The sequence below is a fragment of the Streptomonospora mangrovi genome (assembly GCF_027604915.1).
GTDB classification, from domain to species: domain Bacteria; phylum Actinomycetota; class Actinomycetes; order Streptosporangiales; family Streptosporangiaceae; genus Streptomonospora; species Streptomonospora mangrovi.
Genome location: NZ_JAJAQC010000005.1, coordinates 191,327 through 209,341, shown reverse-complemented (window position 1 = coordinate 209,341; position 18,015 = coordinate 191,327). Strand labels below are relative to the sequence as shown.

General features: G+C 76.4%; 14 protein-coding genes. 6 read left to right on the top strand and 8 right to left on the bottom strand.

Annotated features, from left to right (window positions below; genetic code table 11):
• Window positions 1–111: 111 nt before the first annotated feature.
• The 5 genes from LG943_RS04970 (at window position 112) to LG943_RS04950 (ending at window position 7,255) form a co-directional block, all read left to right on the top strand.
• Entirely contained in the window at window positions 112–1,284 is a 1,173-nt protein-coding gene (locus LG943_RS04970; protein ID WP_270070969.1) for an Ldh family oxidoreductase, read from the top strand.
• Window positions 1,285–1,402: 118 nt separating this feature from the next.
• A complete protein-coding gene (locus LG943_RS04965) occupies window positions 1,403–2,866 on the top strand; it encodes an MFS transporter (RefSeq protein WP_270070968.1) in 1,464 nt (487 codons plus the stop codon).
• 62 nt (window positions 2,867–2,928) lie between these two features.
• Window positions 2,929–4,398, top strand: coding sequence for a mannitol dehydrogenase family protein (locus LG943_RS04960; protein WP_270070967.1), 1,470 nt, complete (start codon window positions 2,929–2,931; stop codon window positions 4,396–4,398).
• An 88-nt stretch (window positions 4,399–4,486) separates the two neighbouring features.
• Window positions 4,487–5,251: an SDR family NAD(P)-dependent oxidoreductase gene (locus tag LG943_RS04955; RefSeq protein WP_270070966.1), complete on the top strand. Its 765-nt coding sequence runs from the start codon at window positions 4,487–4,489 to the stop codon at window positions 5,249–5,251.
• Window positions 5,252–5,902: 651 nt separating this feature from the next.
• Complete coding sequence (locus tag LG943_RS04950; RefSeq protein ID WP_270070965.1) at window positions 5,903–7,255, top strand: alpha/beta hydrolase family protein; 1,353 nt, start codon at window positions 5,903–5,905, stop codon at window positions 7,253–7,255.
• A 113-nt stretch (window positions 7,256–7,368) separates the two neighbouring features.
• On the opposite strand, the gene LG943_RS04945 is transcribed toward LG943_RS04950, so the two are convergent.
• The 3 genes from LG943_RS04945 to LG943_RS04935 form a co-directional block, all read right to left on the bottom strand.
• On the bottom strand, window positions 7,369–7,845 hold the full coding sequence (locus tag LG943_RS04945; RefSeq protein WP_270070964.1) for a DUF3592 domain-containing protein: 477 nt from the start codon (window positions 7,843–7,845) through the stop codon (window positions 7,369–7,371).
• Between the two features lie 326 nt (window positions 7,846–8,171).
• A complete protein-coding gene (locus tag LG943_RS04940) occupies window positions 8,172–9,341 on the bottom strand; it encodes an alcohol dehydrogenase catalytic domain-containing protein (protein WP_270070963.1) in 1,170 nt (389 codons plus the stop codon).
• Window positions 9,338–9,823, bottom strand: a complete 486-nt coding sequence (locus tag LG943_RS04935) for an acyl-CoA thioesterase (protein ID WP_270070962.1) — start codon at window positions 9,821–9,823, stop codon at window positions 9,338–9,340. Before LG943_RS04935 ends, LG943_RS04940 begins: the two co-directional genes overlap by 4 nt.
• 1,269 nt (window positions 9,824–11,092) lie before the next feature.
• Here LG943_RS04935 and LG943_RS04930 point away from each other — a divergent pair.
• A complete protein-coding gene (locus LG943_RS04930) occupies window positions 11,093–13,273 on the top strand; it encodes a hypothetical protein (RefSeq protein ID WP_270070961.1) in 2,181 nt (726 codons plus the stop codon).
• A gap of 160 nt (window positions 13,274–13,433) precedes the next feature.
• Here LG943_RS04930 and LG943_RS04925 read toward each other — a convergent pair whose 3' ends face one another.
• From LG943_RS04925 to LG943_RS04905, 5 genes are all read right to left on the bottom strand, one after another.
• The gene (locus LG943_RS04925; protein WP_270070960.1) at window positions 13,434–14,132 is read right to left on the bottom strand and encodes a M15 family metallopeptidase; all 699 of its coding nucleotides are present in this window, start codon (window positions 14,130–14,132) and stop codon (window positions 13,434–13,436) included.
• Window positions 14,133–14,152: 20 nt separating this feature from the next.
• Window positions 14,153–14,797 (bottom strand): hypothetical protein, encoded by a 645-nt coding sequence (locus LG943_RS04920; protein WP_270070959.1) that lies wholly within the window; start codon window positions 14,795–14,797, stop codon window positions 14,153–14,155.
• A gap of 91 nt (window positions 14,798–14,888) precedes the next feature.
• Window positions 14,889–15,389, bottom strand: a complete 501-nt coding sequence (locus tag LG943_RS04915; RefSeq protein WP_270070958.1) for a hypothetical protein — start codon at window positions 15,387–15,389, stop codon at window positions 14,889–14,891.
• A 135-nt stretch (window positions 15,390–15,524) separates the two neighbouring features.
• Window positions 15,525–16,991: a C40 family peptidase gene (locus LG943_RS04910; RefSeq protein WP_270070957.1), complete on the bottom strand. Its 1,467-nt coding sequence runs from the start codon at window positions 16,989–16,991 to the stop codon at window positions 15,525–15,527.
• Window positions 16,988–17,611 (bottom strand): hypothetical protein, encoded by a 624-nt coding sequence (locus LG943_RS04905; protein ID WP_270070956.1) that lies wholly within the window; start codon window positions 17,609–17,611, stop codon window positions 16,988–16,990. Before LG943_RS04905 ends, LG943_RS04910 begins: the two co-directional genes overlap by 4 nt.
• Between the last annotated feature and the right edge of the window lie 404 nt (window positions 17,612–18,015).

The following is an 18,015-nucleotide window of genomic DNA, read 5'->3' as shown; positions in this document are numbered from 1 at the left end:
CATGCAGGGCAACGCAATGGAATGGCGTTTCATTCAATGAAACGCACGCGCTGGACCAGGGGAGGATCCGTGCACAACGGGGGGCGGGCGCCGGTTGGCGGCGACGGATGGATGGACACCGGCGGGCAGGGCGGGCTCGACGCCGAGGCCGCGCCGCGTGTGGTGTCCGCCGACGAGTTGACCGCCATGGCGGAGTCGGCGCTGGCGCACATGGGCGCGCCGCCCGACACCGCCCGTGCGGTGGCGGCCTCCCTGGTGGGCGCCAACCTGGTCGGCCACGACTCCCACGGCGTGCGCCGGCTGCCCGTCTACGCGCGGGCGGTGCGCCTGGGCCGCATCGACCCCGCCGCCCGGCCCGAGGTCACCGGCCGCGACGGCGCGGTCGTCACCGTCCGGGGGCACCGCGCCTTCGGGCAGATCGCCGCCGCGGCGGCCGTCGAGGCGCTGGAGGAGGCGGTGCGCTCCCACGGGATCGGCGTGGCCGCCGTCCGCGAGTGCAACCACATCGGCCGCCTGGGCGAGTACGTCGAGGCCATGGCGCGCGCCGGGCACATCGGGATCGCACTGTGCAACGTCGATCCCACCGTGGCGCCCTTCGGCGGGCGCGAACGCCGGCTGGGCACCAACCCGCTGGCCTGGGCGCTGCCCTGCGGCCCCGCCGCACCCGGCGACCCCGGGGGCGGCGAGCCGGTCGTCATGGACTGGGCCACCTCCGCCATCGCCGAGGGCAAGCTCGCCATGCTGCGCGCCCGGGGCGAGCCGGCGCCCGACGGCGTGCTGCTCGACCCCGCCGGCCGCGTCTCCACCGAGCCCGGCGACTTCTACGGCGGCGGCGCGCTGCTGCCCTTCGCCGGCCACAAGGGCTACGGCCTCAGCGTGATGATCGAGGCGGTGGGCGGGCTGCTGTCCGGCGGCGGGATCTCCTGCCTGCCCGACTACGACGGCGGCAACGGCACGGTGCTGATGGGCGTCGACCCCGCCCGGTTCCTGCCGCCCGCGGTGTTCCGCGCCCAGGTCGAGGACTTCACCGACGAGCTGCGGCGCACCCCCGCCGCGCAGGGCCACACCGAGGTCCTGGTGCCCGGCGACGTCGAGCGGCGGGCGCGCGCCGAGCGCACCGCCGCCGGGATCCCGGTGCCGGCCGCCACCTGGAACGACCTGCTCGACCTGCTGCCCCCCGGCGGAGCGGACGCACGGGGCGCCGACCGCGCCGCCGGCACCGGGGGCGGCGGGGACGGCGGCGCGCGGCCGTCCCCGCCGGAGGAGCCGCGCCCGCACAACTGACACCGCACCACCGCTTCCGGGACCGCTGGCACCACGGCCCGCCCGCGCGCGGGGCCGCCCGAGCCGCCGCCCGGACCGACCGCTGACCTTAGACGGGGGAGAGACGGAGTACACCGCCATGACCGCACACGAGGGGGCGCCCGCCCCCGGCAGCACCGGACCCGCCGGACCCACCCCACCCGACCAGATGCGCCGCGTCGTGCTGGCCTCGCTCGTGGGCACCGCGCTGGAGTGGTACGACTTCTTCATCTACGGCACGGCCGCCGCCCTCGTCTTCAACACGCTGTTCTTCACCGACGCCGACCCGGCCGTGGGCACCCTGGTGGCCTTCGCCAGCTTCGCGGTGGGGTTCGTGTTCCGCCCGCTGGGCGGCTTCGTGTTCGGCCACATCGGCGACCGCTTCGGCCGGCGCACCACGCTGGTGATCACCACCCTGATCATGGGCGTCTCCACCGGGCTCATCGGCCTGCTGCCGACCTACCCGGTGATCGGGATCTGGGCGCCCGTGCTGCTGACCCTGCTGCGGGTCTGCCAGGGCCTGGGCGCCGGCGCGGAGTTCGGCGGCGCCTCCACACTGCTGTCGGAGCACGCCCCGCCCGCCCGGCGCGGCTACTACGGCTCCTACGCCCAGACCGGCGTGCAGATCGGCCTGGTCATGGGCACGGTGGTGTTCCTGCTGGTGGGCTTCCTGCCCGACGAGGCGCTGTACTCCTGGGGCTGGCGGCTGCCGTTCCTGCTGAGCTTCCTGCTCATCGGGGTGTCGCTGTACCTGCGGCTGCGGGTGGCGGAGTCGCCGGTGTTCCTGCGCGCGGCGGCCAACCGCACCACCGTCAAGGTGCCGATCCTGCGGGCGCTCACCCGCTACCCCGGCAGCTTCCTGGTGGGGATCGGCGCGCACATCGCCGACACCGCCGTCGTCTACATCTACGCCACGTTCAGCGTGTCCTACCTGACCGCCACCCTGGACCAGCCGCGCTGGGTGGCGCTGACCGGTGTGATCGCCTTCGGCGTGGCGGTCATCCTGCTCCAGCCGGTCTACGGCGCGCTGTCGGACCGCATCGGGCGGCGGCCGGTGAACATCTTCAGCGTGGTGTTCACGGCGCTGTTCGCCTACCCCTTCTTCTTCCTGCTCAACACCGGTGAGCCGGTGGTGATCTGGCTGGCGCTGCTGGTGGCCACCACCCTGGGCCTGGCGCCGATGATCGCGGTGCAGCCCGCGTTCTACGCCGAGCTGTTCGGCGCGGGCGTGCGCTACACCGGGTTCGCGGCCTCGCGCGAGATCGGCGCGGCGATCGCCGGCTTCTCGCCGGTGGTGGCGTCGTTCCTGCTGGAGTACTCCGGCGGCGACCCGTGGCTGGTGGCGCTGATGATGGTGGGCGCCTGCGCGGTCTCGCTGGTGGCGTTCCTGTTCTCCCGCGAGACACGCGAGATCGACATCACCGCGTTCGAGACCAGCCAGGGCAGCATCGTGGGGACGGGACGCGGCGGGAGCACCCGTGGCACCGGTGGCACTGGCAGCACCGAGGGCACCCCCGCCGGCGGCACCCCCGCCGGTGGGACCCCGGCCGGCGGGACCGACTGACCCCGCCCACCCGCCCGCCGCGCACCCAGACGAGACGAGACCCAACGAGGGGAGGCCACGCCATGGACCACCCGCCGCGCCTGTCCCGGGCCGCGCGGGCGCACCTGCCCGCCGAGGCCGTCCGCGGCCTGCCGCCCGAGGGGGCGGGGGTGGGGATCGTGCACCTGGGGCCGGGCGCCTTCCACCGCGCCCACCAGGCGGTCCTCACCCAGGAGGCCATGGCCGCCGAGGGCGGCGACTGGTCGATCTGCGCGGCGGCCGGCCGGGGCCGCTCCGTGGTCGACGCGCTGCGCGCCCAGGACGGGCTGTACACGGTCACCGACCGGGCGGCCGACGGCGCCGACCGGCTGCGCGTGGTGGGCGCGATCGCGGACACCGTCTCGGCCCGCGACGAGCCCGAGCGGTTCGCGGTGGCGGTGGCCGCGTCCACCACCCACGTCGTCACCCTCACCGTGACCGAGGCCGGGTACCGCCACGACCCGGCCACCGGCCGGCTGGCGCCGGACGACCCCGAGACCGCCGCCGACGCCGCCGGGCGCCCGCCGCGCACCGCCGTGGGGCAGTTGGTGCGCGGCCTCCAGGTCCGCAGCCGCCTGGACGGCCCGCCGCTGACGGTGCTGAGCTGCGACAACCTGCCGGCCAACGGCCGGCTGCTGCGCGACCTGGTGGAGTCGTTCTGCGCGCTGCTGCCCGAGCGCGAAGGCGGTCCGCTGTGGGAGTGGATCAGCGCCCGCACCGCGTTCTGCGGCACCGTGGTCGACCAGGTGGTGCCCGCCGCCGAGCCGGGCGACGCCGAGCGGGTCGCCGCCGCGCTGGGCTACCGCGACGACGCGGCCGTGGTCGGCGAGGCGTACCGCTCCTGGATCATCGAGGACGCCTTCGCCGGGCCCCGCCCGGCCTGGGACCGGGTGGGCGCCCGCCTGGTCGGCGACCTCGCCCCCTACGAGACGGTCAAGCTGCGCTGCGTCAACGCCGTGCACTCGGCGGCGGCCTACCTCGGCCTCCCGCTGGGCGCCGCGACGGTCGCCGACGCCGTGGGCCACCCCGTGCTGCGGCCGTTCCTGGCGGCCCTCTACGAGCGGGAGCTGGCGCCCAGCGCGGCCGCCCACGGCGGCGAGCCGCCCGGCGTCGAGGCGCTGCTGGGACGCCTGGGCAACCCGCGCCTGCGCCACCGGCTGGCCCAGATCGCCCTCCAGGGCGCCGAGAAGCTGCCGCAGCGGCTGCTGGCCCCGGCCGCCGAGCACCTGGCGGCCGGGCGCGAGCCCCGGCTGGCGTGCCTGGCGGTGGCGGCGTGGGCGCGCCTGCTGCGCACGCCGCCGGACGAACGTCCCGCCCTGGACCCCGGCTCCGAGCGCGTCGCCGCCGGACTGGCGGCCGCGCGCGGGCCGCGCGAGGCGGTGGACCTGCTGCGCGGGCCGGTGCCCGCGCTGTGCGGGGGGAGCGGGCGCGACCTGGGCGACCGGGTGGCCGACGCGCTGGCCGAACTGGAGCGCGAGGGCGTCGAAGGGGCGCTGCGCGCGGCGGCGCCGTGACCGCGCGGCAATGGCGGGGCCGCAGTGACCGCGCGGCCGCGACCGCTCGGCCGCACCGTTGAGCGACGACGAACAAGGAGGACGCGCCATGCGCATCAAGGGATCCGTGCTGGTCGTGACGGGCGGCGGCACCGGGATCGGACGGGCGGTGAGCCTGGAGGCGGCCCGCCGGGGCGCGGCCGGGGTGGTGCTGACCTACTCCCGCTCGGCCGCCGAGGCCGAGGCCACCGCCGCCGAGGCGGAGCGGCTGGGCACCCCCGCGCTGGCGGTGCGGGCCGACGTCGCCGACACGGCCCAGGTGGAGGCGCTGGCCGAGCGGGCGGTGGAGCGGTTCGGGCGGGTCGACGCCCTGGTCAACAACGCCGCCACCACCCGCGCGGTGCCGCCCGGCGACCTCGGCGCCCTCACCGACGACATCTGGCACGAGATCCTCGACGTCAACGTGGTGGGCGCGTTCCGCTGCGCCCGCGCCCTGGAGCGCCCGCTGCGGGAGGCGCGCGGCGCGATCGTCAACACCTCGTCCATCTCGGCGTTCCGCGCCGGGGGCTCCTCCATCGCCTACGGGGTCAGCAAGGCCGCCCTCCAGCAGCTCACCCGGTCCTTGGCGGCCGTCCTGGCCCCGGAGGTGCGGGTCAACGCGGTGGCCCCGGGCACGGTGGCCACCCGCTGGCAGACCGGGCTGCGCGGAGAGGAGGGCTTCGCCGAGTTCGCCCGCCAGGAGCGGGAGTCCATCCCCCTGCGCGCCACCACCCAGCCGGAGCAGGTGGCGAACGCCCTGCTGGCCATGCTGGAAATGGACGCGGTCACCGGAGAGACCCTCATCATCGACGGCGGCAAGCACGTCAAGTACTGACCCGCACTGACCCGCACTGACCCGCACTGACGCGGAGCGACTGCGGATGCGGCCGTGGGCATGGCCGAGGGCGTAGGCGTGGCTGCGGGTGCGGGGTAGTGCCCGGCCAGGCGCCGCCGGGGGACCGGTGAGCGTGCGGACGGTGACAGGTGGGCGGTCGGGCGCGCGCGGGCGCTGCCTGCCCGCTCGGGGCCTGTCCACTGGCGGCGGCCGAGCAGACCGGGCAGGCCGCCGAGTGGACGCCGCCCGCCCGCCGTCGGCGCGACCGGGCCGACCGGCGACCCGGTGGTTCAGTCGGCATACGTCCGTCACTGCCCGGTGGGCGTGTGTCCGCCGGGCGGCGGCCCGGTCCTGGCCCCGGTCGGCTCCGTGTCCGTCGGTGGTCGGGCGGGCGCATCCGTTGCCGGACCGGCCGAGGGGGCGGCCGGTACCCAGGCGGCCCCGCCGCCGCAGCCTGGCTGTCGCGTGTCCGCCTGACCGGTTGGCACTGCCTCTGCCTACGCTTCTCCGCCGCGGGTCGGCCGGCGTGCCCGCCTGCCTAGTCGGCGTTCCCTCCTGCGCCTGTCTTCCGCCCGGATATGCCGATCGGGATAGCGGGGCGGCGACGTCCGGGTCATGTGGGGGGCGGGGCGGCGGCGCGACGATGGCACCATGACCACGATCCCCGACCCCACGGCCCCCGACTCCACCGCACGCGGCTCGGCGGCCGCCGACCGCCGCCGCTCGCCCGGCCGCGTCCGCGCGCTCGCCTACACCGCCGCAGCGGCGGTGCTCGCCGCCTGCTGCGCCCTGCCCTCCGTCGTCTCGGCGGTGGCCGACCCCGATCCCGTCCGGCTGCGCCCGCCCGCGCCCACCGGCCCCTACGCCGTGGGCCAGGTGGACCTGCACCTGGTCGACCCCACGCGGGGCCACCCCTGGGTGGAGGGCTCCGAGCGGCGCGAGCTGATGGCGACCGTGTGGTACCCGGCCGCCGAGGGCGCCGACGGCGACCCGGCACCCTACGCCTCCCCGGCCGCGGCCGGCCGCCTCGCCGACGAACTGGAGCAGGTGGGGCTGGCGCGCGACGCCGTCGACTTCGCCGGCGCCCGCGCCGGCGCCGTGGTGGGCGCCCCCGTGGCCGCGGAGGCGGGGCGGCTGCCGGTGCTGGTGTACTCCCACGGGTTCCGCCAGACGCGCTACCAGGCCGCCGCCCAGCTCGCCGACCTGGCGAGCCGGGGGTTCGCCGTGGTCGCCCTGGACCACCCCTACGAGTCGGCGGCGGTGGAGTTCCCCGACGGCCGGATCGTGCGCGACACCGCCGCCGGTTCCGACCCCGAGACGATGCGCGAGGCCATCGCGGTCCGGGTGGCCGACACCCGGCTCGCGCTCGACGCCGTGGCAGAGCTGGCCGCCGGGCGCAACCCCGACGCCGGCGCCGGCGACGACGGGCGGACGCTGCCGCGCGGCCTGGGCGCGGCGCTGGACCCGGCGCACACCGGCGTGTTCGGCCACTCGGCGGGCGGGATAACGGCGGCCGAGACCATGCTGGTGGACGACCGCGTGGACGCCGCCGCCAACCTCGACGGCAGCATGGCCTACCACGTCGGCAACGAGGACTGGACCCGGGCCACCCTCGCGGGCGCGCCCCGGCCCTTCCTCCTCATGGGCGGCGGAAGCTCGGGTCGGGAGGGGCTGCCGCACACCAGCGAGCACGCCCCGGACTGGAGCAGGTTCCGCGCCGCCTCGACAGGGGAGTTCACCGAGGTGTACCTCGCCGAGGCCGAGCACATGAGCTTCACGGACCACCAGTGGGTCCTGGCGCGGATCGAGGAGCGGCTGCACCCCGACAGCCCGGCCTGGGAGACGACCCGCACCGAGTCGGTGGGCACGATCGACGCCGAGCGCAGTGTCGCGGCGCAGCGGGCCTACCTGGCGGCGTTCTTCACCGAGCACCTGCGGGGTGAGGAGCAGCCGTTGCTCGACGGGCCGTCACCGGAGTACCCCGAGGCCGAGCTGATCGGCTGAGGAGGGGGCCGGGGAGCCGGTCCGGGTGTGGGGCCGGTCCGGGGCCCGGCCCCACACCCGTGTCAGAGCAGGTCACGTGCGGAGTCAGCGCGGAGCAGGCCGGATCAGCCCGATCACAGCAGGTCCCGCACCACCAGCACCGCGCCGCCCACCACTGAGGCCACGCCGGCCACGGTGAAGAGCACCGCGCCGGTGAGCTGGCTCCCGGCCTCCACGATGTCGGCGCGGGCCGGGTCGCGCGGGTCGTAGGCCACCGTCACCCGCTGCCCGACCCGCAGCCGGTTGGAGCTGCTGGACACCGACTGGCGCACGCGCATCATCCGGCCCTCGCGGGTGGTGAAGTGGAAGACGGCGGCGTAGGTGGGCGCTTCACCGGGGTCCTGGTCGACGGCGCGCTCCACGACCGCCCCGGGCACCCGCACACCCTTGGAGCGCAGCCACAGGATCCGGCGCAGCATCGCCCCGCCCACCCACGTGAACGCGGTACCCGAGCCGAGGAGCAGGAGGTAGGGGAACGCGTCGGACAGCCAGGCGCTGACGGCGTGGAACACGGGTGCCTCCAGGGGGTCGGCCAGGAGGGCGGCCGCCAACGGCCACCCTGGTGAAGCCTGCCCCCCTTTGACCGCCCGCGCGGGGCTCCTGGTTCACCATCGGCGCGGAAAGAGCAAGCGGACGAGGACGAAGGTCCGGGCGCGCGGTCATCGACCAGCGGCCCGGACGGCCGAGGCAGCGGCGCGCCACCGAGGCAGCCCCCACGCCGAGTCGTTCCCGCCCGCACCGACCACCCGCCGCCGCCGGCGCCCCGTCGCTCGCGCCGACCACCGGCGGGCGGTCCGGTGACCGCCCGCCGAACCCCCCTTACCTCCTCACCTGCCGCCGCCTACAGCCGCTCAGCAGCGGGCAACTCCTCCACCGGCTACAACAGCACCACCTGGCGCACCGCCTCGCCCGACGCGAGGCGGTCGAAGCCCGCGTTGACCTCCGACAGCTCCAACCGGCCCGACAGCAGCTCGGTCACCGGCAGCAGCCCCCGCCGGTACAGCGCGATGTAGGCGGGGATGTCCCGGGCGGGCACGCCCGAGCCCAGGTAGCTGCCGCGCAGGGTCCGCTCCTGGGCGGCCAGGGTCACGGCGGGGATCGCCACCGTCCGGTCCGGGTGGGGCAGCCCCACCGTCACCGTGGTGCCGCCGGGCCGGGCCGCCAGGTACGCCTGGGCCAGGACCTCGGCGCTGCCGGTGGTGTCGATGACCTTGTCGGCGCCCCCGCCGGTGAGGTGGTGCACGGCCGCGACCACCTCGGCGCCGCCGGGCAGGCGGTCGGTGGCGCCCAGCCGACCGGCCAGCTCCCGCTTGCCGGCCACCGGGTCCACCCCCACGATCTGGGCGGCCCCCGCCACCCGGGCGCCCAGCAGCGCCGACAGGCCCACGCCGCCCAGCCCGAACACCGCCACCCGCTCGCCCGGCCGGATCTCGGCGGCCCGCAGTGCGGCGCCCACACCGGTCAGCACCGCGCAGCCGAAGAGCGCGGCCGTCTCGAACGGCAGGTCGGGGTCGACCCGCACGGCGGAGTCGGCCGAGACGACCGTGTACTCGGCGAACGCCGAGACGCCGAGGTGGTGGGCCGGCTCCGAGCCGTCCTCGGCGCGCCAGCGCCGCCCGCCGCCGACCAGGTCGCCGGCGTTGTTGGCGGCGGCTCCGCGCACGCACAGCGCCGGGCGGCCCTCCAGGCAGCGCGGGCAGGTGCCGCACGGGGCCACGAAGTACAGCACCACGTGGTCGCCGACCGCGAACCGCGACTCGGCGCCCGGCCCCAGGGCGGCGACCTCGCCGGCGGCCTCGTGGCCCAGCACCATCGGCACCGGGCGGGGCCGGTCGCCGTTGACCACCGACAGGTCGGAGTGGCACAGCCCCGCCGCGCGGACGCGGACCAGCAGTTCGCCGGGGCCGGGCGGGCGCAGGGCGAGTTCGCGCACGCGCAGGGGGCGCGACTCGGCGTAGGGGGCGGGCGCCCCGATCTCGTGCAGCACGGCGGCCCGCACGGACATGCCGTCGGCGCCGGAGCGGGATGCGGGTGCTGGTGCGCTCATCCGTCGTTCCTCCGCAGCTTCTCCAGGGCGGTGCGCAGCCGGCCCTCGATGGGGACCGGCCGCCGGGTGCGGCGGTCGCAGAAGACGTGCACGAAGTAGCCCTCGGCCACGCGGGTGCGCCGGTCGCTCCGGTACAGGCCCAGTTCGTAGCGCACCGACGAGGTGCCCAGGTGGCCCACGGACAGCCCGACCGCCAGCGTCTCGGGGAACCCGGCCTCGGCGGTGTAGACGCAGTGGGACTCCACGCACATGCCGATCACCGGGCCCTCCCGGTAGTCCAGGCCGCCCTGCTCCACCAGCCAGGTGTTGATGGCGGTGTCCATGAACGCGTAGTGCACGGTGTTGTTCATGTGGCCGTAGGCGTCGTTGTCGGCCCAGCGGGTGGGGATCTCCTGCCAGTGCGCGTGGTCGGGCGGTGCGGGCGCCGCGTCGGCGGGCCGGGGCGCCGTGCCCCGGCCGGGGTCCTGGTCGGCCGCGTTCAACCGTCCACCTCCGTGTCGTGCGGGGCGCCCGGCGGCGCCTGTGCATACCGCTCGGTATGTAACCGTAGCGGCCCGGCACACGAGCCCCGCGCGCGGGGGACGCGCCGGCAGGTGGTGGAGGCGGAGGCCGCCAAGCCCGCCAAGGCCGCCACAACGGCGTCCGCCCCGCGCACCGCGCGGAGCCTCGGCCGCGAGGCCCCCGCCGAGACGCCCTCGCCGAGACGCCGCTGTGCCGCTCGTGCCACCACCCCGCCCGGTGACGGTCGCGCCTTGGCCGCCGCAGGGCGGTGACGCGCGCCGCCGCCCTGCCGCGTAATCCCCCAAGCCGTGACGCGCGTGCCACGATGCTCATGCCGTGCCGCTCGGGCCATGACGCTCCCGCCGAGGCCGCCCGTGCCGTGCCGCCCGCGCGGACGCAACCCCGGCGCGAAGCCGGTGCCGTGCCGCCCGTGCGGAGAGACCGTCGTGCCGTGCCGCCCGTGCCGCTGTGCCTGCGCGGCGCCTGTCCTCTATGTCTGCGCCGCCACGCATCCGCCGGGCCGCCCCGCACCCAGATGCCCGCGCCGTGCCCCCGCGCCGCTACGCCCGCGCGGGGCCCCTCATGCCGTGCCGCTCGTGTCCGTTGCTCGCACTGCTACGCCCGCCCACCGCGTCTGTGCCGGGACACTCGCGCTGCTACCCCCGTGCCCCGCTCCGGGATCCCCGTGCCGCGCGGTCCGTGCTGCCGCGCCTCGCCGGGACGCGCTTGCCGCTACGCCCCGCAGTGCCCCTTGCCCCTTTGCCCCCTGCGACCTGACGCCCGTGCCGCGACCCCTGCGCCGTGCCATCCATGCCGCGATGCCCGTGCCCGCGCTCGGGGACGGCCGTGCCGCGACGCCCGTGCGGTAGGGCCATCCCGCGCCGAGCGCACTTGACGTGGCGCAGTCGGCGGCGGCAAGATTCGTGGGCCGGTGTGTCCCGGTTCGGGCCGCTACCCCGGCGTCGGTTCCCGCAGCGGATCCGCCCCGCACTCGTCGCGGGTCCGCCCATGTTCGATCGGCTCCGCCGCCGGCGCCTGTCGCGCACCGCCCCATCACCGGTCGCCCCGCCTGGGAACGGCCCCCCGAGCGGCGGTCGCGTCGGAAGGCCGAGCGAGCGCGTCGGGAGGCCGGACGCGCCGGGCGCTCGGCCACCCGGCCACCCGGCAACCGCGTCCGCGCCCCGACCGGTCGGCGGCGGCCACGGGCCGGCGCCGTCTGTGCTGACCGGCCGACCTCGGAGGGCCACGCGATGACAACCGACGCCGACGCGCCGAAGGTGCCGGGCTACCGGATCACCGGGCCGGTGCGGTCCGCCGGCGCCGGCCGCACCTTCCGGGCGCTCCGCGCGCGGGACGGCCTGCCGGTGCTGGTGCGGGTGCTCAGCGGCGCCCCCGGCCCCGGCGGGATCTTCGGCGGCTCCGCCGGCGGGCCGGGCGCCCCCTTCGCCGTCTCGCCGCAGGCCCCACCGGGCTCGGCCGCCGCGCTCCTGGCGCGCGGCGAACGGCTCGGCGCCGCCGACGCCGTCCGCGCCGGCGCGGCGCTGGCGTCCGGGCTCGCGCCGCTGCACGCCGCCGGCTGGGTGCACCACGGCATCCACCCGCGCACCGTGCTGCTGAGCGGGCCGGGCGCCCGGTTGGATCCCGACGCCGACCCGCCGCTGCCCGCCGGGGTGCCGTTCCCGCCGCGCGCCCTCGACCGCGACCTGCGCGACCACCTTCCGCCCGAGGCGTGGGCGGGACGGCCCGCCACGCCCGCCGCCGACGTCTACCGGGTGGCGGCGGTCCTGTGGGCGCTGCTGACCGGCCGGGTGCCGCCGGCGGCGGAGCCCCGGGGTGCGGCGGAGGAGGCGGGCGACCCGCTCGGCCCCGACGTGCCCGCCGACCTCGCCGAGGTGCTGTACCGGGCACTGGACCCCGACCCGGCCCGGCGCCCCGCCCACGCGGGGGCGCTGGCCGAGGCCCTGACCGCCGTCGCGCGGGCGCACGGCTGGGCGCCGGAGGCGGCCGAGGGGGACGAGGGGACCGAGGGAGGCGGAGCGGCCGAGAGCGCTGAGGCGGCGGCCGGCGGCGCGCCCTCAGCCCCGCCTTCAGCCTCGGCCCCTCGCCCCGGCGCGGGCGGTCCGGCCGCCGGTGCGGCCGCCTCGGCGGCGGCCGGGACCGCGCCGCCGCCCCCGGCGGCGGACACGGCGGCGGACGCGGCCGAGCCGGGCGTGTACTCGCCCCGCGCGGCCGAGACCGCCGCCCACCGCCGCCGCGCGGGCGCCGGCGCGGACGGGACCGCTGACGCGGAGGACGAGGGCGAGGGCGAGGGCGAGGAGACCGGCGTCTACTCCCCGCCGGACCCGGCCCCGCCCGCCGGTGAGGAGGCGGCCGAGCCCGACACCCCTGGCGGCGCCTTCGCCGAGCCCGGGTCGGAGAAGTCCGAGCGGGTCGTCTACTTCGAGGAGGAGAGCGAGCGGGCGGCCGGCAACTGGACCGCGCCCGTCTGGACGCGCTGGTCCGGGGAAGGCGGCGGCACCCCGCCGGCCCGCGCGGACAACGTCTGGGGCGGCGCCCCGCAGCAGGCCCGCCCCGACCCCACGGCGGCGGCCGCCGTGCGCCGGGCGCAGTGGGCGGCCGAACGCGCGGCGGAGGAGCGGGCCGAGGGCGAGGACGAGGACGGCCGCGACGGCCGTGCCGACCGGGCCGCCGACGACCGCGACGGCGGTGACGGCGGAGTAGGGGACGGCCGCGGCGACACCGCGCAGCTCTCGCCTGATGAGCCCTTCCTGGGCTACCGCGCCCTGCCCGGCGCGGCGCACGGCGCCCCGCTGCCGCTCGCCTCACCGACCGAGCCCGCGCGCGGCCCGGCCGACCGCGTCGTCCTCGTCGCGGCACTGGCGGTCGCGGTCGCCGCGGCCGCCGTCGCCCTGGCGGTCGCCGCCGTCGTGCTGGTGCTCGGCGACGACGAGGAGAGCGGCGAGGGCGGGAGCGCGGGCGGCGGCGCCGAGGCGTCGCAGCAGGCCGACTCCTCCGCGGGCACCGACCGGCCGCAGGGGTCGGGCGACGCGGGCGGGGAAGGGGATGCGGGAGAGTCGGGGAACGCGGGGGAGTCGGACGGCTCGGCGGAGCCCGACCGCCCGCAGGACCAGGGCGGAGCACCCCGCCCCCCGGCCGACGTGGAGATCGCCGAAGACACCGAGGTGTCGGTGCTGCTCACCTGGCGCGGCCACGACGCGGACGACGTCTACAACATCATGGGCGGCCCCGAGGGCGAGCCCTCCGTGCTCCTCGCCGACACCCGGCCCCCGGCCGAGGAGGTCGAGCTGGTCGGCCTCAACCCGGACGTGGACTACTGCTTCACCGTGGTCGCGGTCGTCAGCGGCGAGGAGACGGAGTCCTCGGAGGAGGTCTGCACCAACCGCTTCGACGGGGAGGAGCGGCCCGAGTAGGCGGACCGCCATCGCTGACGGGGGATTGCCGTTCTGGCGGCGGCCACCGCCGGCGGCCGGAGCGGCGATGGCGGCGGGCGGCGGGGTACCGAGGCAAGGCGTGGCCGGTCGGTGGTCGCGGCCCCAAACCCAGACCCCGGGCATGGCCGTGGGCCGGTGGTTACGCCTCTATGGCGTTGGTGAACTCCCAGTGCCACGCCTCGGAGGTGCTTTTGCCCTCCTGGGCCCAGACGGGGTGGAACCAGTTGAAGTCGTTGGCGTTGGCGCGCATCCACTCGTGCTGCGGGGTGCCGAAGTTCTGCACGCCGCCGCACAGGTCCACCGCCAGGCCCTCGCCGTGGTTGCTGGTGCCCGGCCGCGCCGCGAGGTTGCCCTCTCCGCTGACGTAGGCGTCGTAGAGGCGCTCCTGGTCGGCGAAGCTGCGGTAGGCGTCGGTGATGCAGATGTCCTCGTCGAACTCCTCGCGGTAGCGCTCGTTCATCGCCAGGAACGCCACCGCCGCGTCCGCCCGCAGGAACTGGCCCTCCTCGGTCAGTTCGCACAGCGCCTCGGTGGGGATGCGGCCGTTCTCGTACTCCTCGGCCTGCTGCACGGTGCCGCGGTCGCAGTCGCCGGCCGCCGCGGTGCTGTAGTTCACCTGGTCGGTCCCGGCCTGCTGGTCCTCGGAGAAGGGGGTGGAGCCGGTCATGGCCTGGACGACCACGAAGCTCAGGATGCCGCTGACCGACAGCGACGCCCCGGCGATGGAGTAGTCGGAGCGGATCTCCCCCCGCTCGCCCCGGTCGCTCCGCTTGCCCCGCTCACCCCGCCGCCATCGGCGCGCGATGCGGGAAGCGGTGCCGCCGCGTCGTCTGAACATCGCCCACCTCCTCGGGTACTTCACAGGTCCGCCGCCGGTTCGTCGCCGCCGACACCACCGTCGCCGCCGTCCTCGGGTGCGGCGGGCACCGCGCCGGCCACCACCCACGCGTCGGCCTCGCGCATCAGCAGCAGGGTGTAGCGGCCCAGTTCGATGTCATCGGCGTCCTCGGCGGTTGCGGTGTCCTCGGAGTTCCCGGCGTCCTCGGGCCGCGCCGTGACGTCGACCGACAGCTCCATGGACTCCGCGCCCAGGTACTCGATGCCCACCACTTCGGCGGCGCCCGCCGTGGCCGCGCCCCGCTCATCCAGGGCGGTGTGGGCGGCGGTGGCGCCCGCCAGATCCACGCCGTCGGGGACGTCGGCCAGCGGCGCGGCCTCGCGCACCGCCGCCAGGTGCTCCTCGGCGCTCTGGCCGGGCGTGTAGGTGCCGTAGCTCTCGGCGTGGGCCAGTGCCACCTCCGCCGCGTCGGCGTAGTCGTCGGCGTCGGCCGGGAGGGCGTCGCTGAAGGGCGGGTAGCTCGACCGGTCGCTGGGGCCGCTGTCCGCCCCGGGCGACCCGCCGTCGATCATGGCCACGGCGAGGGCGATCAGCGCGCCGATGAGGCCGCCGATGACCACGACGAACACGATGGTCGTGCGCTGCGGGAAGAGCGAGTCTCTCATGTCCTTGCCGAGGTGGTGCGGAGGGCGGCCGGGGCCGGGGGCAGCGCGGGTGCGCGGCGCCTCCGGCCCCGGACCGCCCGGGACGTGCCGGTCAGGCGGCCAGGCCGAACTGGCCCCTGCTCTTGCGCAGGCCGTCGGCGACGGTGGTGCCCATACCGGACTGCGACGCGCCGCCCCCGGCGACCGCCGCCTCGAACTGCCCCGCCAGGCTGAAGAGCCCGCCGCCGCTTTGGAGTCCGGCGGCGCCCGCGCCGGCGATGTCTCCTGCGACGGACATGGCTCCGGGGGCGAGAGCGGCGGCGGCCTTGCCGAACAGGCCCAGCCCCTTGCCGACGACGCTGAGCGCGCCGCCGAGGAAGCTGAACGCGCCGCCGAGCTTGGGCCCGACCCTGCCGGCGAAGCTCATCAGGGCCCGGCCCCAGCCGCGCTGGGCGAGCCAGCCGGTGATGCGGGGGCCGAACCGGGTGGCAAGTGGTGTGATGACCTTGCTCATGGCCTGGCGGCCGAGCCAGGGCAGCGCCGTGCGGGCGATCCAGGGGCCGGCCACGCGCAGTGCCGCCCCTCCGACGGCGAGTACCGCGGGTAGAACCATTGTCATTCGTCCTTTCCGGTGTGGCCTCGGCGGGGGCGGGGCCGCGGCGGTCGGTCGTCGTCGGGTGGTCGGTGTCGGTGCCGTGGTCGGGTGGGTTTCGGGGGGACCGGGGCCGGGGAGGCGCCGCGGCGCCCGTCACGCCTGGATCGCGCCGCCGTCGTCGCCGCCTCCGCCGAAGGAGAGCCGCACCGCGCCGGTGTACTCCCCCCGCCAGTAGCCGGTGTCGAGCGGGCCGCGCCGCACGCCCACGCGCGGGTTGCCGGCGTCGATCATCTCGCCGTTGCCGATGTAGACGCCCACGTGCGTGGGGGCGGAGCCGCCGAAGAACACGATGTCACCGGCCTGGAGCTTGGAGACGTCGAGCGTGCCGGTCTGCACCCGGTGCGCCGTGACGCCGTTGCCGCTGTAGCCGTCGATATTTCGCCACTGGTCCTGGGAGACCCGTGGTGATGTCACGCCGATCTTCGATAAGCCCGTCATCACCAGCCCCGAGCAGTCGAAGCTGCTGGGCCCGGTGGCGCCCCACACGTACGGTTTGCCGACCTGGGCGTGGATGAACTCCAGGAAGGCGCGGTGCTCGTCGGTGACCCCGGCGGGGATCCCGTAGGAGGCGCCGAACACACCGCCCTGGCCCGGCTCGCAGTCGGCGGAGTCGCCGGCGGGCGTGTAGGAGGCCGGTGTGAGGTTGAGCGCGGGCCCCACCTCGTACTCCCGGTCCAGGATCTCGGCCAGGTCGAGGATCTGGAACACGTACCAGTCGGCGTTGTTGTGGATGAAGATCGTGCACTCGAGGGGGTCGGTGATGGGCCGCTCCTTGTTGCGGCATTTCCGGGCGTAGGAGCCGCCGGGGTTCTCCTCGACGTTCTTGGCGACCCAGGCCAGCCGGAACGCCCCCGACATGATGTTGTCCCAGGGGTCCCAGACGTCGACCCAGTCGTCGTTGTTGCCGTCGATGCCGAACCCGCCCGGGTTGGGCGGCATCTCGCCGGGCTCCCAGTCGTTCGCGCGCTCGGAGACGTGCTCCTTGGGCATGCCGCCCCAGGCGTTGCCCGCGTTGCCGAGCCGGCCGCCCTCCTGCCCCGTCACGGGATCGAGCACGCCGAACTGCATGATGCCGGCCGCGCCGTAGGGGTTGCGGGTGCCCGGCAGCACACCGGTGTCCCAGTTGGGGTCTCCGCTGTCGACGTACTGGCCGCTGTGGGTCTCCTTCTGGGAGATCGCGGCGATGATCGCCCACGGGAAGTCGTACTTTTCCGCGGCCTTCTCCTGGATCTCCAGGATGTCCGCGGGGATGTTGCGCGGCACGCTGGTGGTGTCCATGCCGCCCTCCTCGTGGGCGTCGAACGTGATGGTGCCGCCCGAGACGGAGGCGTTGACCGCCTGGCCGGTCCCGGCCGTGCTCGCGGTGGAGGCCGTGGGGTCGGCCCCGCACGCGGTGGCCACGTAGGTGACCGTCCCGGCCACCAGCAGCGCCGACAGCCCGCCGGCCACCCGGGGCACCACCTCGCCGCGGTCGCCGGCGGCGCGCAGCCGGCCGCCCAGCCCGCGCACCCATGCCGCCAGGCGCTCGCCCCAGGCGCCGGCGCGCCCCCGGGCGCTCACGGCATCCCCGGGTCGCCGAGCGAGGCGTCCTGGAAGCCGTAGACCCGCCACTCCCCGGCCTCGGGCACGACCGTGACCGCGTAGCTGGCCGACTGGGTCTCGCCGGCGCCGCCGGTCTCGGCCGACAGGTTGGCGTCCACGACGAAGATGACGGAGTCGGTGCCGACGTTGCGGATCTCGACGACCTCGGCGGAGGCGGTGGTGGCGGGCGCGCCCTGGCGCGACCCGGCGGTCGGCGGGTTCAGCAGCAGCGTCTCCAACTGTCCCACGAAGTCGTCGCCGGTCAGCGGCTCCAGGCGGTCCATGCGCTCCTGGGGGTCCTCGTCGGGGTCGAAGGTGGCGTAGGCGGCCACGAAGTCGCGGGCCACGGCGGCGCCGGCGGACAGCTCGTCCTCGGAGTGGGGCAGCAGCGCCATGACGTCGCCGACGGGGCGGTCCTGGTCGGCGGCGCCGCCGGAGGTGCCGGACTCGCCGGCCGCGCCGGTGCCGCCGGCGCCTTCGTCGGGCTCTCCGCCGCCGGTGAACTGGAGGTAGAGGAACACCGCCGCCGCGACCAGCGTCACGATGATCGCGGTCACGAGGACCCGCTCGCGCGACGAGCCGCCGGTGAACTCACTCATGAGGGTCCCTGACCGGCCGTTCTGGACATGGGCACACCTCACCGTCGATTCGTGCGGAAAGGACGTCCCTTGATACCGAAGAACCGTGGTCGCGCGCAATCCCTTTCACCCGGGATTCCGGCTACGCTTCGTGGTTTTTCGGGGTTTTCCCGGTGCTGCGGGCGGGTATTGAGCGGTGCGGCGCCCGCATTGGCCGAATCGGGCCGATTGCCGGCGCGGCGGTGCGGGGCGCGGCTTCCCGTTCCCGGGCGCCGCGGAAATTCCGCGCGGAAATGTGAATTGTTCCATGCGATTCTCACCTTTCGCGATTCCCCCGGCAGACGGGGAACGCGCTGGGTGAGCGCTGTGATCTGCGACACTTGCAATGCATGCCCCGGGTGCGATAGATATGCCCCGTTGTGTCG

Coding starts and splice junctions, on each gene's coding strand:
- LG943_RS04970 (WP_270070969.1), top strand. CDS start 112: ATGGACACCGGCGGGCAGGGCGGGCTCGACGCCGAGGCCGCGCCGCGT.
- LG943_RS04965 (WP_270070968.1), top strand. CDS start 1,403: ATGACCGCACACGAGGGGGCGCCCGCCCCCGGCAGCACCGGACCCGCC.
- LG943_RS04960 (WP_270070967.1), top strand. CDS start 2,929: ATGGACCACCCGCCGCGCCTGTCCCGGGCCGCGCGGGCGCACCTGCCC.
- LG943_RS04955 (WP_270070966.1), top strand. CDS start 4,487: ATGCGCATCAAGGGATCCGTGCTGGTCGTGACGGGCGGCGGCACCGGG.
- LG943_RS04950 (WP_270070965.1), top strand. CDS start 5,903: ATGACCACGATCCCCGACCCCACGGCCCCCGACTCCACCGCACGCGGC.
- LG943_RS04940 (WP_270070963.1), bottom strand. CDS start 9,341: ATGAGCGCACCAGCACCCGCATCCCGCTCCGGCGCCGACGGCATGTCC.
- LG943_RS04930 (WP_270070961.1), top strand. CDS start 11,093: ATGACAACCGACGCCGACGCGCCGAAGGTGCCGGGCTACCGGATCACC.
- LG943_RS04925 (WP_270070960.1), bottom strand. CDS start 14,132: ATGTTCAGACGACGCGGCGGCACCGCTTCCCGCATCGCGCGCCGATGG.
- LG943_RS04920 (WP_270070959.1), bottom strand. CDS start 14,797: ATGAGAGACTCGCTCTTCCCGCAGCGCACGACCATCGTGTTCGTCGTG.
- LG943_RS04915 (WP_270070958.1), bottom strand. CDS start 15,389: ATGGTTCTACCCGCGGTACTCGCCGTCGGAGGGGCGGCACTGCGCGTG.
- LG943_RS04905 (WP_270070956.1), bottom strand. CDS start 17,611: ATGAGTGAGTTCACCGGCGGCTCGTCGCGCGAGCGGGTCCTCGTGACC.